This window comes from Tautonia marina (assembly GCF_009177065.1).
Lineage (GTDB): Bacteria > Planctomycetota > Planctomycetia > Isosphaerales > Isosphaeraceae > Tautonia > Tautonia marina.
Map to the genome: position 1 here is coordinate 1 of NZ_WEZF01000033.1, position 17,651 is coordinate 17,651.

At 62.9% G+C, this 17,651-nt stretch carries 7 protein-coding genes; 6 read left to right on the forward strand and 1 reads right to left on the reverse strand.

Translation table 11 applies throughout. The features are described 5' to 3' along the window. Positions 1-850 precede the first annotated feature (850 nt). Positions 851-4,348 carry a CARDB domain-containing protein gene (locus GA615_RS25940; protein WP_161602574.1) on the reverse strand — a complete coding sequence of 1,166 codons (3,498 nt, stop codon included), beginning with the start codon at positions 4,346-4,348 and terminating at the stop codon, positions 851-853. Between the two features lie 869 nt (positions 4,349-5,217). On the opposite strand from GA615_RS25940, the gene galE reads away from it, so the two are divergent. From galE to GA615_RS25970, 6 genes are all read left to right on the forward strand, one after another. Continuing rightward, positions 5,218-6,216 (forward strand): UDP-glucose 4-epimerase GalE, encoded by a 999-nt coding sequence (gene galE, locus GA615_RS25945; RefSeq protein ID WP_152054262.1) that lies wholly within the window; start codon positions 5,218-5,220, stop codon positions 6,214-6,216. 28 nt (positions 6,217-6,244) lie between these two features. Then, on the forward strand, positions 6,245-7,327 hold the full coding sequence (locus GA615_RS25950; RefSeq protein WP_201750327.1) for a glycosyltransferase family 2 protein: 1,083 nt from the start codon (positions 6,245-6,247) through the stop codon (positions 7,325-7,327). An 85-nt stretch (positions 7,328-7,412) separates the two neighbouring features. Continuing rightward, on the forward strand, positions 7,413-8,687 hold the full coding sequence (locus tag GA615_RS25955; RefSeq protein ID WP_152054263.1) for a polysialyltransferase family glycosyltransferase: 1,275 nt from the start codon (positions 7,413-7,415) through the stop codon (positions 8,685-8,687). Positions 8,688-8,726: 39 nt separating this feature from the next. Continuing rightward, positions 8,727-10,064, forward strand: coding sequence for a glycosyltransferase family 4 protein (locus GA615_RS25960; RefSeq protein WP_152054264.1), 1,338 nt, complete (start codon positions 8,727-8,729; stop codon positions 10,062-10,064). Further along, positions 10,061-12,331: a tetratricopeptide repeat protein gene (locus GA615_RS25965; RefSeq protein ID WP_152054265.1), complete on the forward strand. Its 2,271-nt coding sequence runs from the start codon at positions 10,061-10,063 to the stop codon at positions 12,329-12,331. Before GA615_RS25960 ends, GA615_RS25965 begins: the two co-directional genes overlap by 4 nt. 532 nt (positions 12,332-12,863) lie before the next feature. Next, on the forward strand, positions 12,864-17,621 hold the full coding sequence (locus tag GA615_RS25970) for a LamG domain-containing protein (protein WP_161602575.1): 4,758 nt from the start codon (positions 12,864-12,866) through the stop codon (positions 17,619-17,621). The last annotated feature ends 30 nt before the right edge of the window (positions 17,622-17,651 follow it).

Here is a 17,651-nt window from a genome sequence, read left to right on the forward strand (position 1 = left end):
GGTGTGCGGTGCGCCTTCGGGTGCGCTGGTCGGTGCGCCCCCGGTGCGCAAGCTCGGCAAGCTCATCTCCATTGCGATTCAAGGACTTGCGGCAATCGGCCTCGATTCGTTTCGTCAAACGGGCGCCTGGCGGTTGGGTTTGTTTCGTCTCGCGAGGCGGAAGCCATTCTGAGGTCGTGTGGTGGGTCGTCTCGTGGTGCGGTGCGCCCCAAGGTGCGCCGGTGGGTGCGCTTCGGGTGCGCTGGTGCATTGGGGCGGATGGTGCTTTGAAGTCAAGGACTTCGGTCAATTGACCCCGGTTCGTTTCGTCAGAACGGCTTTGCTCGTTTGACTTCGTTTCGCGCCGCAAAGGGCCGGGCCAACAAACAGGCATCTGAGGACCGAGGACCATCAAGGCACCGCTCGGAAACTGCCTTGGAATCGAGTTGCCAAAGAGACGAGGCCGAGGAGCGAGGGGGCCAACAAGCCACGCTTTGATCATCGAGAAACGGAGGACCGGCAGTCACATAAAATCGGGCGATCGTGGAAATTGAGGCGGAGAGTCGATGTGAGGACTGCTCGCTCAAGCACGATTGGAGGGTGAAGATTCCGTGGAATCGGGATTTGGGCGGCGATCCTGAGCGGCAAGGGGACGTTCGAGTACGTCGCCGACGCCAGGCCCCTTGGCCGAAGCCCCTACCTCTCCCCCGGCCGACCCGCGCCTCTCCGGCACAGGTGGCAAGTGAGCCCGCCTTGAAGCCCGGGATACCAGAAGGACCATCGATCCAAGCAACGGAGACAACCCTCCCGCCCCGTCGCCGAGGAAGCGGCGGAGCGGGGTCGGGAGGAAACGCGCCGGGAACGGATCAGGTCAGTTCAGGTCAAGCTTGTCGGCCAGGAAGGCCCGGAAGCGGCCCCTGCTGGTCTGGCCGAGGCGTTCCAGTTCGGCGTCGAGGGCGGCGAGGCTTTCGACGCTGCGGAAGGAGGTCGGAACCCAGGCCGGGAGCGGGGATCGAGTGGAAGGCGCGATCGTCCGGGCCGCGGCCTGCACCTCGACGGCCGAGCCGATCGGTTCGGTCGGCAGCTTGAGCAGGTTGATGACGTAGTTCCGGAACGCGACCCGGTCGCTATGGCCGCGATCGGCCAGCCACTGGTCAAGCTCCGCGACGCTGCCGACCGAGAGCAGTTCGTGGGGGAACCACGAAGGAACGTGCGGCCTCGGTTGGTGGGGGACGCCGTTGGGGGGCATCGGGGTGGGTCTGGGCGTGTGAATGGGAGTGGGAAGGACGAGGATCTCGCGGCCGAAGTCAGAGACGTAGTTGCCGCTGGGCAGGGTGTCGTAGTTGCCGTCGAGCAAGACACCGTCGCTCGCCAGGCCGTCTTCCGGCATGCCGTTGATCGTAAGCTGATAGCGGAACGCGTGGATCGGCAGACGAATGGCCGGGTAGAGCTGGACCGAGAGGCCATCGGCGCTGATCACGGCGTCGACGATGTCGATCTCGCGCCCGACGGCATGTGGGCCGGACGAGACGATCAGGCTGTAGTTGGCGACATTGGTCGCGGGTCCGACGTCCATCGGGTCGGAGAAGGTGACGACCAGAACGGTCGGTTGGTGGTGGACGCCAAGCCGGTCGAGGTCGGTGACGACCGGGGGCCTGACGACCTCGGTGGTCACGGTCACGGTGTTGTTCGCGGGGTCGGTGTCGGTCTCATTGACCACAACGACGGCAGTGTTGGTGATCGTCGCCCGAGTCCCGCCGTTGGTGGAGGTGGGAGTGACGACGATAGTCACGGTGGCCGAGGCGCCCGCGGCCAGATTGCCAAGGTTCGCCGTGACGATCCCGGCCGCTTCGCTCGCCGTCCCCTGGCTCGGCGTGGCCGAGACGAAGGCGACGTTCGCCGGTAAGGTGTCGGTCACGACCACGCCGGTCGCGCCGCTCGGGCCATTGTTAGTGACCGTTAAAGTGTACGTCAGGTTCTGACCCACGACGACGGGATCGGGGGTGTCAGCCTTGGCAATCGCCAGATCGACGGCGGCCAGGACGTCGGTCCTTGCGGTGGCGGTGTTGTTGGTGTCGTCGGTGTCCTCTTCATTGGCGCCGACGTCGGCGGTGTTGGTGATCGTCGTGCCACCAGCGGCGGCGGTGGGAGTCACAACGATGGTGAGCGTCGCCGAGGCGCCCGCGGCCAGATTGCCAAGGTTTGCCGTGACGATCCCGGCCGCTTCGCTCGCCGTCCCCTGGCTCGGCGTGGCCGAGACGAAGGCAACGTTCGCAGGCAGAGTGTCGGTCACGATCACGCCCGTCGCGTCGTTCGGGCCGTTGTTGGTCACCGTCAGGGTATACGTCAGGTTCTGACCAACCAGGACCGGATCAGGGGTGTCGGCCTTGGCAATTGCCAGGTCGATGGCGGCCAGGACGTCGGTCCTTGCGGTGGCGGTGTTGTTGGTGTCGTCGGTGTCCTCTTCATTGGCGCCGACGTCGGCGGTGTTGGTGATCGTCGTGCCAGCGGCGGCGGCGGTGGGGGTGACGACGATGGTGATGGTCGCCGAGGCGCCCGCAGCGAGGTTGCCGAGGTTCGCTGTGACGATCCCGGCGGCCTCGCTCGCCGTCCCCTGGCTCGGCGTGGCCGAGACGAAGGTGGCGTTCGCCGGCAGGGTGTCGGTCACGATCACGCCCGTCGCGTCGTTCGGGCCGTTATTGGTCACCGTCAGGGTGTAGGTCAGGTTCTGGCCGACGAGAACAGGATCGGGCACGTCGGTCTTGGTGATCGCCAGGTCGACGCCGACGATTTCGGAAAGAATCGCCTCGGAGAACTCCGATGTCTCGATCCGAGGAGCCGCCGCGGTCACGAGCGAGGCGGTTGCGGTGACGGCCAGGCCGGCAGCAATGGGCGTGGCGAACACGGAATTGATCGGCGCGTTGCCTGCGGCATCGGTGGTGACGGTGGTTTCGAACAAGAAGGTCTGCCCTTCACCGAATCCACTCGGGTCGGCAACCGGGCTGGAGAAGAACTGCACGACGAACGTCTGGTTTGGCAGGCTGTTGAGCGTGCCAATGATGGTCAGATTGGTGGCCGTGCTCACGGCCGAGGTCAGCACGGGGAAGTTCTGGAAGTTGTTCGGCCCAAGGTCGGGATCGAGCGGGTCGTTCAGCGTGACACCGTCGTCGCCGAGGTCGATGCCCAGGCCGCCGTTGTCGTCGATCGCATTGGTCATGATCATGGTGCCGCGGGGTGCGCCCCCACCGTTCGGCAATCCGGTGACAGCCACGCCGTCCCCTGCATTGAAGCGGATGGTGTTGCCGACACCGGCGATCGCCGGAGCACCGCCGATTGAGTTGTCGTTGGCATCGAAGGAGACCTCGACACCGTGAAGGGCGTTCCCGAGCGGCACGGCCCCCGAGACATCGGTGCCGATCAGGTTGCTTCGTACCTCGTTGCTGTTGGCGGCCCTGCCGTCGAGGGCAACACCCCGGATCAGGATGCCGTCGTTCCCGTTGCCGGAAATCAGGTTCGGAGCACCGGGGAAGACGGCGCCGCCGGTGGTGCCGATCCGATTGAACGAGGTGTTCTCGATAAACACGCCGTTACTGCCGTTGCCCAGCGGCCCGGTACCGGCGGCGTTGGTGCCGATGTAGTTGTTCGCGATCCGGTTACCATCGGCCGTGGGTCCATCGAAGGCGAGGATATGGACGCCATTACTCCCATTGCCGGAAATCAGGTTGCGAGCGTCCGGAGTGCTGCCACCAACGGTGTTCTGATCGGCCGCTTCATTCACGGCGTGGATAAAGACGCCGTTGCCACCGTTGGGCGCGGCGGTCGAGCCGTCGAGGGTGGTGCCAATGAAGTTCCCCTCGATCGTGTTGAGGCTGGAGCTGTTGATCTCGATGCCGTCGCCGGAGAAGTTCTGGATCACCAGGCCGCGGATGGTGCTCTGATCGGAGCCGATCGCCAGTTGGAGACCGTCGCTTCCGACCCCCGCGCCGGTACCGTCGAGGACGATCTGATAGACGGCGTCGTTGCCATTGGTCAGCGTATTTGCCGAGGCCCCGGCCTGGGTGAAGCCGTCGATCGTCACCACGTCGGTCAGGAGCGGCAGGGCAGCCGCGGGGGCGATGACGTGCGGACCGGCCCCGGCGATGTTGAAGACGATGTCGTCGGCCCCTGCGGCGTTATTCGCGTCGACGATGGCCTGCCGGAGCGTTCCCGTTCCCGCGCCTGGGAGCGGATCCACGCCGCCGTTATCACCGATGCTGGTGACGGTGAAGGTGGCCAGGAGCGTCCGTGACTCCATGAGTTCCAGGGTCGGCCGCCGGCCGAGACGGAATCGCTTGCGTCCTGATCCGCGGGAGAATCGTGTGGTTGTCATCACGGAACGATGCCTCAATCTAGGATTCCACGGATCGCCAGATCGACATGCGGAAAACATGCATCCTTTCGAGCAAAACGACATCCTCACGTTCGATTCGGCCGGTCCGGCTTTCCGTGTCAAAACCTCGAATTCAGGGAAGATCAGATGAGGGTTCAATCTCCGGCGGAACCGGCAACGGCATTACCCACCGGTGGTGGTCGGCAAGGCTGATGATCATCTCGGCGCGGACGACGAGCGCAGGCCGGACGAGCCCATCCTCCCCGTCACGATTCCTTGCGTGATGTGACCGCCGCGATCAGGCGGATCAGTCAAAATGCCTGGAGATCACACAACGGCGCACACACCTTCGGGACGGTTCGGACCGCTTGCACGGCCCTTTTGATCAGCGTTGTTGAACCTCGCACTCGGGCTCGTTGGGAAAAGCCCGCCCTTGTTCTCGGACCTCGATGACGCTCTGTCAGCCGATCACATTCATAAAAAAAGCCCTGACGATGCGATCATGTGCGATGCATCGACAGGGCCACCGTGGCCATGGCACCATCCTTCTCGAATGGACCGTCTTCATTGTGGCGCGGCCCGACCGAGACCGCAAGATGCTTATTCGGCTTATTCGACAGAATTTCGCCCGGCACCGCAAACATCCTGAACGACGAATTTTCTCGGCGTGGTGATTTGATGAGAGCGAGGAGACGAGGTTGGCCGGGAATGGCCCAGAGAGGCTGGCCAGGTGGGTTGGGGGCCGGTCCCCGCGTCGGGACCGATTGGTTATGATATGCAGCCCCTGGGTGATCGGCCCGAGCGCGGTCTCGGATGCGGTGGGTCCTGGGCCTTGAGTCAGGGATTCGGCCCTCGGAGGAATTGATCGGATGAAGCTCTTGTTGACCGGAGGCGCCGGTTATATCGGCAGCGCCTGCTTGCGGTGGCTCTTGAAGCACGGGCACGACCCGATCGCCTTCGATGACCTGTCGGAAGGGAACCCGCCGAGCGTGCCGAGCGATCGCCTGGTGGTGGGAGACATTCTCGATACGAACGCCCTGACCGAAGCCCTGAAGAAACACCGGGCCGAGGCGGTGATGCACTTCGCGGCGCTGGCGATTGTGCCCGATTCGGTGAAGGACCCGGATAATTACTACCGGGTCAACGTGATCGGGACCAAGAGCGTGCTCGATGCGATGCGGCGGGCCGAGGTGCCCCGGATCGTCTTCAGCAGCACCTGCGCAACGTACGGCAATCGGGCGGAGATGCCGTTGACCGAAACCACGCCGCAGGATCCGGAGCATCCGTACGGGACAACCAAGCTGGCGGCGGAGCGCTTGATCAAGGATTACGCGGCGGCGTATGGCCTCGGTTATGCGATCTTGCGGTACTTCAATGCCGCAGGAGCCGATCCGGACGGAACGTACGGGGAAGATCGGCGTCACGAGACGCACCTGATTCCGTTGACCCTTCAGGCGGCGGCCGGTTTACGTCCGAAGCTGACCGTCTTCGGCACCGACTGGCCGACACGAGACGGCACCTGCGTTCGGGACTATATTCACACCGAGGACCTGGCCGACGCGCATCAGAAGGCCGTCGAGGCGATTGGGCCGGGCGACGGTCGGATTTACAACGTCGGCTCCGGCCACGGGGCGACGGTGTTGGAGGTGATTCGGGCCTGCGAGGAGGTGGTCGGGCGGCCGATTCCTCGGGATCTGGCCGGGAGACGGCCGGGAGACCCTCCGGAGCTGGTCGCCAGCCCCGAGAAAATCGCCTCGGAATTAGGCTGGAGCCCCCGTTATACTGACATCCGAGCGATCGTTGAGACCGCCTGGCGATGGCTCGAATCCCACCCCGACGGCTACGGCCCGAAGCCGTCCCGGCACTAAGCCTCTCGCCTCGAAGGATTTCGCATCCGTGACCGCCCCCCTGCCCCGACCGGAGCCCTCGACCTCCCAGGACCTCGACGCGATCGGCGCGGTGGCGATCGGCCGCAACGAGGGGGATCGGCTGATCGCCTGCCTCGATTCGCTGATCGGCCGGGTGGGCCGGATCGTGTATGTCGATTCGGGATCTCAGGATGGGAGCGTCGCCGAGGCAAGGGCCAGGGGGGTCGAGGTCGTCGAGCTGGACACGAGGATTCCGTTCACGGCCGCGAGGGCGAGGAACGCGGGGCTTGAGCGGTTGCTGGAGCTGGAACCGGGGTTACGGTTCGTCCAGTTCGTCGACGGCGATTGCGAAGTGGTCGACGGCTGGATTGATCGGGCCCGTTCGGAACTGGAGTCAAGGTCCGAGCTGGCGGTGGCGTGCGGGAGGCGTCGGGAGCGGTATCCAGAGGCATCCGTTTACAATCGCCTGGCCGATCTGGAGTGGGATACGCCGGTCGGCGATGCCGAGGCGTGCGGCGGCGATGCCTTGATGCGGGTCGAGGCGTTGCGGCAGGTCGGCGGGTTTGACCCGACCTTGATTGCCGGGGAGGAGCCGGACCTCTGCTTCCGGCTTCGGGATCAAGGGTGGAAGGTCGCCCGAATCGACGCCGAGATGACCCGGCACGACCTGGCGATGGCCCGGTTTGGCCAGTGGTGGCGTCGTCATGTCCGGGCGGGGCACGCCTATGCCGAGGGGGCCTGCCGTCATTTTCAGAAGCCCGGCCGCCCGTGGTTTCGCCAGGCAATGAGCAACGGCGTCTGGGGCCTGGCCGTGCCGATCGCCAGCCTCGGGCTGGCCTGGCCGACCGGAGGGTTGAGCCTGCTCGGTCTGCTCGGCTACCCCTTGATCGCCTTCCGGGCCACTCGAAGGCAGCGGAAGCGGGGAACGCCGGGGGGGCAATCGGCGATCTTCGGTGTTTCGTGCGCCGTCTCGAAATTCCCGCAGGCGATTGGAGAGCTTCGGTTCGTGGCCAATCGCTTACGAGGACGTCGGGGGGCTCTGATCGAATATAAAGGCCCCGAGTCGCCTGCCAATCTTCAGGCCGTCCGTGCGGTGAAGGGTCGGCGATGAGGACTCCCAAAAGGGCCTTGCCAGGCGGTTCGGGTGCTGCTTCTGGCTTCTTCGAGGACACGAGGCGCGCTGCACCGAGGATCGCATGAACGAGTTTTCCAATTCGTCTCGAAGGCTTGTGTTCGTTCATGGTCCCTGGCAGTTGCTGGTGGCGACCGCGGCGGTTCGCCAGGCGTCCGCGTCAGCATCCCGATCCGGTGGCCCGACCGAATCGATTCTGGTGATCTTTCCGCTGGATACGGGGCCAAGCACTCCGGAACTGCGGGAGGTCATCGAGCGTCTGGCGGGAGCTACCTGGACATGGGACCGGGTGGTGACGGTCGATCAGCCGTTGCGTGATCTGTCTGCCGAGGGGGTGGCCGAGGCCATTGCCTCGCTCCGGTCGCGGGTGGGTGCTTCCAGAGCGGATGAGATCTGGCTCGATTGTCTCTGGGGAGGAATTGAGAAGGTTGCGGCCGAAGCCTTTCCGAACGCTCGAATCATGCTCTATGAGGACGGCCTGCACACGTTTGTCGAACACGAGGACCATCATCTTTCAATTGGAAGATTTCTGAACGAGCCGAAACGTACCTACCGCGCGATCCGAGCGAGACTCGCGCAGCGACGGTTCCCGGATCGCCTGAAACGGTGGTCGTTGCTGCGCAGGCATCTGGATCGGGTTGGGGGGAGCTATCTCTGGACGGATCAGGTCATTCCCGTACCGGCATATCAGCGGCACTTGCCTCGAGTCCGGCTTCAGGCCAACGTGCTTCGGGAAACCATTCGGGACGGGTCGAGGGTTGCTCCCCTTCCATCGGTTGCGTCGGAGATGGATCGGAGCGCGGAGCCCCGGGCCCTCGTGCTTGGCCAATGCTTTTCGAATTACGGCGATCTCCCTCGGGACGAGGAGCTTTCCTGTTATCGAGAGACGGTGATTACGTTGCGCAAGGCGGGCTTCTCCGTGCTCTGGAAAGAGCATCCTCGAACTCGAGAGCCGTTTCTGAAGGCACTGGCAAGCGAGGTTGAGGGAATCGTGGCGATGCCGGAGCTTGGTCCCTGGCCGGTCGAGCTGTTTGCCGAACGGTTGCGGCTTTCGTGTTGCGCGGCGGTGTCGTCGACCTCCCTCTTTTCGTTCCCGCTGCTGTTCGGTTTGCCGTCCTATACAATGATGACCGATGCGATTCAGGCGTTGTTCCGATACCCGAACGATCAGATGGCGCGGTTTGTGGTGGCTTCTGTTCCTCCGGTGACGCGCGCCGTGAGCCTGTCGAAAGAGACGCAGACGGTGACCACCCTCGGCTCCCCGTCAGGGCTTGCGATTCCCGATCCGGACCACCGAGACGCCATCGACGGGCAGCCGGGGGCACGTCTTGGCGTCTGATCGGATCACGAACCAGAAGCTACCCAGGAGATTGCTGGATTGCACCCTTCGAGGCCGTTAAGTCCCTCCCTTGATCCCTCAGCCGCACCGGCGGAGGACGGTGGTCCGCCACTGTCGATTGGCCTGTACTGTCCCGGATGGCCGCCGGAGGGGTTCGCCAATGGGATCATTACCTACGTTGAGGCGATCGCCGAGGGAATGACCCGGCTGGGCCATCGGCCGTACATTCTGGCCGGCTCGGTGGCCGAGCCGATCTCGGAGGCTCCCCCCGCTCCGGTGCTGGATTTGCGGCCGCTGTATGCACCGGGATTGCCTGGGAAGGTGGCCGAGGCGCTGGCCTATCGTCTCGATCCGAAGGCGCCGGCGACGCGCATCATGCGGATCGCTCGAGGATTACGGCGGGTGATCCAAGGAGCGGAAGGATACCCCCGGCTGGACATCCTGGAAGTGGAGGAGACCTTGGGCCTTCCCGGAACCCTGGGACGCCGGAGACGGGTACCGGTGGTGGCTCGGCTGCACGGCCCCTGGTTCCTGAACGGTCCGAACCAAGGGGGTGATCCGTTGTCTCGGGAGTTCGCTCGCCGGGTGCGGATCGAGGGGAAGGTGTTGCGAGTCGTCGAGGGGATCACCGGCCCTTCGCAAGACGTGATTGACCGAACACGTGCGTATTACAATGAACCGTTACCCGAGGCCGAGGCGATTCCGAATCCGGTTCGCCTGGTGCCGGCCGATCGTCAATGGCGGGTCGAGACCAGCGAACCGGATCATATCGTCTTCATTGGTCGCTTTGATCGTCATAAGGGCGGAGACACGATTCTCGACGCCTTCGCCGTGCTGCTGCGCGATCGTCCCTCGGCGCGGCTGACGTTCGTGGGTCCGGATCGGGGGCTGGACCGCGACGGTCGGCACTGGACGTTGCCGGAGTACCTGGAGCATCGGCTCCCGGGGGCCCTGGCCGAGGGTCGCGTTCAATGGCTCGGCCGTCGCCCTCCCTCGGACGTGGCGGAACTTCGGCGGCGAGCCGCGGTGACGGTGGTCGCTTCTCGCTATGAAACGTTTGCCATCACCATTACCGAGGCGATGGCCGCCGGGTGCCCCCTGGTGGCCACCCGAGCCGGTGGAGCAAGCGAGTTGTTCGAGGACGGCTTGCACGGCCGTTACGTGGACCCGGAAGACCCGGAGGGGATGGCCTCGGCCCTCGCCTGGATGCTGGCCGATCCCGCGCGATCGGCCAAGCTGGGTGCCGCCGCGGCGGAGTACTGTCGCCGGAATTACACTCCGGAAATTGTCGCCGAGCAAACCATTCGCTTTTATCGCCGAGTGCTGGCCAAGCGCGCGACGCCAGGCATCCTTGAATCGAAGGAGTCCCGTCCGTGAGTCAGACCGCCGTGGTCGCCCTGCTGGCCTGGCCTGTCCTCTGTTTGCTCTTTTTTGCGGTCCTCGGACCGTGGAAAGGAGTGATCACGTCTTATATCGGATCGTACTTACTCCTGTCGGGCAAGGTCATCGTGCCGATGTCGGGCCTCCCCGACTACACGAAGTTCACAGCGGCCAACCTGGGCGTTTTGATCGGCATCCTGATCTTCGATAGCCGTCGGTTTGGGACCTTCCGGCCGCGATGGTACGACGCGGCGGCGCTGATTGTGTGTTGCACCCCGATCGCGTCGTTCCTGCTCAATGGGCTGGGGGCATGGCCATTGATTTCGGCGGTCAACTCCGTGATTCAATCCTGGGGTCTTCCCTACTTCGTTGGCAGGCTTTACTTCGGGAAACCGGGAGCCGACCGAGAGCTGGCGATCGGGATGACCGTGGCCGGTGTGCTGATGACGCCGGCCATTCTGTACGAGGTCTTCGGCCAGACATCGATCAGTGAGCTTGTTTACGGACTTCGACAGTACAATGGTTTCAAGTATGGATTTTATCGACCGATTGTAATGGCGACCAATGCGCTGGAACTGGCGCTCTGGTCAACCCTGACGGGGATCGTGTCGTTTAGCCTGTGGGTGACCCGTGCCGTTCCGAAACTGGCTGGTGTGCCCTTCGGCCTCTGGACAGCGACGGCCATTGCCGGGGCAGTGATTTGCCTGGAAACGGCGGCGCTGGGCTTTCTGATCATGGGGATCTTCTTGATCGCCATCACGGCGGGACGATCGCGGTTTGGTCCGTTGCCCGAGTTGCTGGCCTCGGGAGCGGTACTCCTTGTCATTCCGAAGGCGGGGTTCAGGGTCGCGTTGATGGGTCTGACCGGGATCGGCCTTGTCCGTTACCTTTCGCTTCATCGGGCTCGCCTGCTGATCACGATGGCGAGCTTGATCGCTCCGGTTTATCTATTTTTACGGATTACCAAGCTGGTGACCCGAGAGGCGTTGACATCGACCATCTATGCAATCCTCGGACGCGAACGGGGTTGGTCGTACACGTTTCGGATCATCATGGAAGATCGGATGCTTCGCCATGTGATGCAACGGCCGCTTTTTGGATGGGCGACCTATGCCGAGGGACGGGCTCGGGCGCCGGATGTCCGGATCCTCGACAGCATGTGGATTGTGTTTATGGGGATCTATGGGATTGTCGGAATCACGGCACTTTATGCGATGCTCTGCCTTCCCGTGGTGTTGACGAGCCGTCGACGGCCGGTCGAGACCTGGTCGGAGCCGCGTCAGGGGGCCGCCATCGGCCTGGCGATCGCGATTTTGATCTACACCTACGACAGTATGCTTAATGCCTATACGATGATTCCGGTTCCGTTGATCGTGGGGCTCGTCATGGGCCTTCCCGCCGTGATGGGGCAGGCTCGAAGCTGGGTTGCACAGGGACGAAGTGACCGAGAGCTTGAGCAAGTCGAGCAGCTGGCGGCGATGGGGAGAGTCGATGAGGCCGAGGCATTGTGCCATCGCGTGATCTCGGTTCGGTTGGCCGATCGATCGGGGCATGAAGCGCTGGCTGATGCCTACGATCGGCTGGCGGATTTGCGGGAGACACTCGATCGGTTCGAGGAGGCGGAGCCGGCCCGGCGCCAGGCGCTGGAACTGCGGATCGCCGTGGCGGCCTCGTCGCCGAACGATCCGGCGGCAAGGGCAATCCTGGCGGGGTGTTGCGAGCGGCTCTCGCGGAATCTGGTGACCCGGAATCGAGGGACCGAGGCGGTCGAGCTTCGGGAACTGGCCCTGGAGCAACGAGCGGCCGTGGCGGCCGTGTTCCCAGAGGATCCGAGGGCCTTGATTGCCTATGCCGACGACCTGAACGACCTGGCCTGGTTGCTGGCCGTTGGCGGCGACTCAACCATGAGCGACCCGACCCGGGCGGTGGCGATGGCCGAGCAGGCCGTTCGGATTCGCCCGGATTGCAAGTCGTACTGGAACACGCTGGGGGCGGCCTATGTGCGGGTGGGCGATCCCAGCGCGGCGCTGTCGGCGCTGCGTCATTCCTTACGAATCGGTCCCGACGAGACGGGCTTTGACGAGGTTCTTCGGGCGCTGGCAATGGCCTCGCTGGGGGATATCGAGGGGGCCCGAGAGGCGCTTGGCCGGGTTGATCAGTTGCTGCAAGGGAATCAGGAAGCCTCCGCCTCGCTGATTCGACTGCGCGCCGAGGCCGCGAACCTGCTGGGCTCCTCGGTCCCGGCCGTGGTTCAATCACGGTAACCAGGCATGATCGGACTCGAACCGATCCAGGGGTGTTTTCGAGGTTCGATTCTCCTTCCAGGAGTGCCGATGAGCCGGGAACGCTCCGGAGGGGTTTCGCCATGGGGTTCTTTGACAAAAAAAGGTGCTTAAAGCGGCTCATTTTTCTGATAGTAACATCAGGGGGGGCATTGTCTCGGGGCCGGCCGCAGGTTGCGTCGAGCCCGGCGAAATGATCCCGCCGAGGAGCCACAGTGCCCGGTTTTGCTCGACGATGAACGATCGGCCGCCAGAGCCGGGCGGGCCTGCTGCGACTCCCCCCCTTGACGATTCCCGTCTCCGGCAATGCCGTTCGATCGTGCCTTTGGGCAGGACCGTCGCGGTTGTCGGGGCGTTGCTGGGGCTGCTTGTTGGTTACGCAACCGTGATCTGCTGGGATCACGGTCACGAGCCACCGATCAGGACCTTGGCAACACTCGTTCAGAATGGAAACCTGCCTTCCGACGTTGGACGGCCGGCGGCCGGCCCCGGAGCCATCTCATCGGGGCCAATCATGTCTTTTACCGATCCGGACACCCTGCCCGAGCCCTTGCTCTGGCTTCGTGCCGACCGCGGTGTTTTCGGACACGGCGCCGCGCACTGGAATGGGACCTCTCACACTCAGCTTGTTGGTCCTGGGCAAGCCGATCTGCAAACCGGCAATGTCGATTTTGCGTTTGCGTGCTGGGTTCGAGTCAACGCGATCCCTTCGGAGGTCGGGTTGTCGAACCCGAATACTCACATTGCCAGCAAGTGGGGAACGGGCTCGGAATGGTTGCTGTGCCTGAACTCTCCGACCGGAGCAGACCAGTTCTGTTTCACGGCCCGAGGAGCCGGGAGCGTTAATGCCCCTCGATCGGCGTTTCCCGGCGGAATTGAAGTCGGGCGCTGGTACTTCGTGGTCGGTTGGCACGATGCCACCACCGATCCCTCGGCCCGGACGCTCAATTTGAGCGTTGACGGCGTGACCGTTGGTTCGACGTCTTACAGCAGTTCGCCGATCAATAGCTGGACGGCATTCACGTTGGGAGCCACCGCCAAAACGGTTGGCTATCCTCCGATCAGTCTCTGCCGCGCCGCGTTCTTCAAGAACTCACTGGGAGGGATCGGGGCGAACATCGACGCGATGATTGCGTCGATGTACAACGCGGGGGCAGGAGCCGATCTTGATCAGTTAAATCCGGAAGATCTTCGCAATTGGGGCATGGTGGCTTACTGGCCGCTGGACGAACTCAGAGGGACTCGTCAAAACATCTACAGGTCGCATCCTGACCATAGGCTGCTGGACTCGACAGGAATTGAGAGCGTTGGGGGGCCGTTAGCTGGTCGGGCAGCGCACGACAGCCTGGTGACCGGCTGGACGGATCAGATCAACGGGCGAATCTTTTCGTCGGCCGGATGCCCGTGGCGAGGAGACTCGGCCCGTTTGTTCTCGAATGCTCGGGATCGTCAATTCGAGCACGGCGAGGTCCTCCTCTCGGGTCGATCGGAGTGGACGGCGACCCTGACGGGAGCAACACGATCGGGGCTCGGGTTTGGGCTTTATAGTGAGTCGGATGGGGCCGGAGAGGAGGAGTACCTGGAGCTTCGCGTCGATCATGACGGTGTTCCGGAGTTGGCCGTCAAACCGGTCGGAGCTGCCGAAATGGTCGTCCGAGCCTCGGACGCCATTACCGGCCGACGCTCGATCACTCTCGCGGAAACCGAATCCGTTCCTCTGGAAAGCGACAACGTGCCTCGCCTGCGATGCAAGGTGACGGTGGGCTCCGAGCATCCGTTTGCCACAACGGATGTCATCCGGGTTTCGGGTTTGGGACCGCCCTTTGATGGTGAACACTGGGTCACTCATGCCACCGAGGAGCAAGTCTACTACATCGTCGATAACCCGGCGACCCCACCGGACACGGCTGGGTCTCGACGGTTTTCCGGGGGATCGCCGGCCACAAATCCCGCTCCGGAAGGTGTCGTGTCCGCAACGTTGGACCACCGATTCCGGGAGGATTGGTCGGGGTCGGAATGGACGATTGCGGGCTGGGTGCGCAAGACCAGCGAGAGTGTTGATGGTCAGATCGGTGGTAGCGGCCTCTTCGCCGCGAAGGACTGTTCCGACCTTCGAGCGCTGAGCACGCGACCCCAGATTCTTCATGCGGGGGACGGTTCTCCGGGTTCGTATCAGCTGGATCTTCCGGGAGGTCCGTCGGCGACGTTCGGGGCAGCCCCGCTGGAGAGCTGGGTTCATCTCGCCGCCGTTCGATCAGGGAATGTGATCACGCTGTATTATGATGGAATTTCGTCGGGAACGCTCGATGTTTCAACCGATCCGGAGCTTGGTTCGACCTTCTCAGGCCTGAGTTTTGGTGGCAACGCCGAGCTGAGCGCGGGGTTGCCCTGCTTGCTGGACAACTGGGGCGTCTGGCTGGGTCGGGCGTTATCATCGGCCGAGGTCCAGACGCTTCACGGAAGCGGCACGGGGTTGTCCTTTGCAGGGCTTCCGGAACCGCTGAGGTCGGACGTCACAGCCTGGTACGACTTCGACGAGGTTTCCGGCACGGCTTTGGATGCTTCGGGGCACTTTGCCTTGACGGAACGAGGCGTGGTGGCATCGGGGGAAGGGGTTGGCGGAGGCATTCCGTTCAGCTCGGCACACTCGGATGGTCACGTCTTTGGGACCGGATGCACGCAGATCGCCGATGAGTTTTCCACGGATGCCGGGAAAGCGCTGGAGTATCGACGCTGGGTGCTGACGGTCCGTCGATCCGGATCGGAGATCTCCTTTTTTCGCAACGCCGCGCTGATCGGTTCGGGAAGCCTTCCGCCCGAAGTCCTGGGCCCCTCGTCAGGGGTGTCCCGGGTACTTGGGACCTCGAACCGGCTCGGTGCGCCTCATGGTGCCATCGAGCATGTGCATTTGACCGGCAGCGTGCTGGACGGACCGGCCATTTTTGGATTGGCGGCTCAGTTCTCGGTGCGGCCAAGCCAGACCAATGGGATGGGTCCATTAGGGGTTCAGTTTGATGCCACCTTGTTTCCGCTCGTCGATCGCATGGCGGCCCAGGATTATGATTATCTCTGGCGATTTGTAAGGTCAGGCACTCAGGAACTTCATGATCCGTATCTCTCTCCGGTCAGTGGCCAGGCTTACGCCCGATCGACCGGCTTTTATGTCTCTCAGGTCTTTGAAAATGAAGGAACGTATGACGCCCATCTGGTCGTGCTGACCCCGCGCTACAACCGGAAAGGGGAAGCGCAACCGCAGACATGCCTGTTTGCCGGAAAGGTGGCCACCATTCAGGTCGACCCCTGGCCGGAAACTGGGACAACGTATTACGTCTCGTCGACGCATCCGAATCGAAGCGACGAGGGCCCGGGAACATCTCCGGAGGAGCCTCTGGAGAGCATTACCGAGGCGTTCAAACGGTTCAATTGTGCGTACACGCGAGTGCTACTGAAACGCGGAGACGTGTTTCCGTTTCGTGATACGCTCGATCTGAATTATCGGCGAGGCCCGTTACTGCTCGGTGCTTACGGGGATCCGGCCGCGGAAAAACCGATCATCCTTGCTCCGCCGTATCCCGAAGGAAATCTTGGCCACATCGGCTTTGAAGGAACCTTTGACCTGCGGATTTCGGGAATCGCATCTCGTGAGCTCACGACCCGGTCGAAACCGGTGTTCAGGATCTGGACCAGGAACCGAAATCTCCTCTTTCATGATCTTGATATTCGCGAAGCGGGCATGTGTTTTCAATTTGGGAGTGGTGATCGTGGTCTGATGATTGATCGGTCTTATCTTGGATCGGCGTCGGATTACACAATTTACACCACAGGAGGATTTGAGTTCAGCATGACTCGTTGCGCGCTGGAGGCATCTCCGGGGCAACACTTTGTTCGACTGAATCAATCCCAACGGTCACATGTGGCACACTGCTACCGTCATGAGAGCCCCTTCCCTTCGACGAAAACGTGGTTCACTCCGCGACACCAGACCCGTTATTTCGTGGTGACCGACTCGGCCGGTGATAATCTGCAAACGGTCATCAGCACAACCGAGCAGCATTACACGGGCCCCCAGTGGGGGCTCATCGAACGCAATCACCTGCGCTTCATCGACCTGCACAGTAGTAGTTCGACCACGGCTCGCGGCAACGTGATGGTGGTCGATCTTGCTCAACCGAACCAGATCAACAAGCACATCTACTGGCGTGATGAGGGGGCAGCGCGCAGCAAACGCGCCGAGGATGGCCGAGGGTACGGCAATCAACTGCTTCCGACCATGGTCGTGCGCCACTGGCTCTCGGATCGAACCCTCCTTGTGAATGAGTCAAACTATAATTACGCTCCGGAATCCGTACTCGTCCCCCCGACGATTGTTCCGGTTGCGGAGGTTCCGGGAGGGGCGATTTTGGCGGCCTCGGGCTTTGGCGAGGGAGGACCGGAGCCCTGGTCACTTCGCTGGATGCGGCGGCCGGCGGGAGGAGACGCTCCGTTCGAGCCGCTGGTTGGTCACAAGAGCGCGAGCATCGTCGATCTCAGCCCAGCGCCCGGGGCCTACGAGTACCGGATCGATCTGGTCACGGAATCGGGTCTTGAGGCCGTTGGATCGGACGTGGTGACGATTGAGATTCCGGGCACGCAATCCGATTATCGGATTGAGGTTCCAAGCCCGGCGGAATGTTTCGCGGACGAGTCTTCAACATCCTTCCGTGTCGTGCTCCAGGGCGATCCTCCGACCAGCCCGGTCACGATCACTCCTAGCAGCAACGGACCAGGACATTTTGATCCCACGTCTGTCGTCCTTTCCGCCGAAACTCCGTCGGCTCAGTTCCGGTTTTCCCCGGATCCGGCCCCAGGAGGAGTCGGAACATGGCTGATTTCGACAAGCAATGATGCCGGTCTGGTTAACCCAGCAGCCGAAACGTTCACGGTTTTGGAGCGTGTTACAGACCCACCGACTAACCCCACGGATCCGCCGACTGATCCGACTGATCCGACTGATCCAACTGATCCGCCAGCAGATCCCCCGAAGCAACCCCGGCCGAAACCGGTTCGCCTCAGACTGATCCCCGACGTGACTCCTCCGGTCGGGAACAATGGTCGGGGCCTGGCGGGCTTTCCTCAGAGGAGAGGTCATTCCGAAGGAACGCCACCTCCTGAGAGCCTTCCCGGTCACCTACCAGTTGCGCCACCAGTTCCCAACGGCGAGGCCTTTCGGCCGAACCGGGAACCTTCCGCATCCACCGGGCGACCTCTGGTTCCCTGGTTCCGCAAACGTTGAGGATGATGGAACGTTCGATTGAGAACCCTG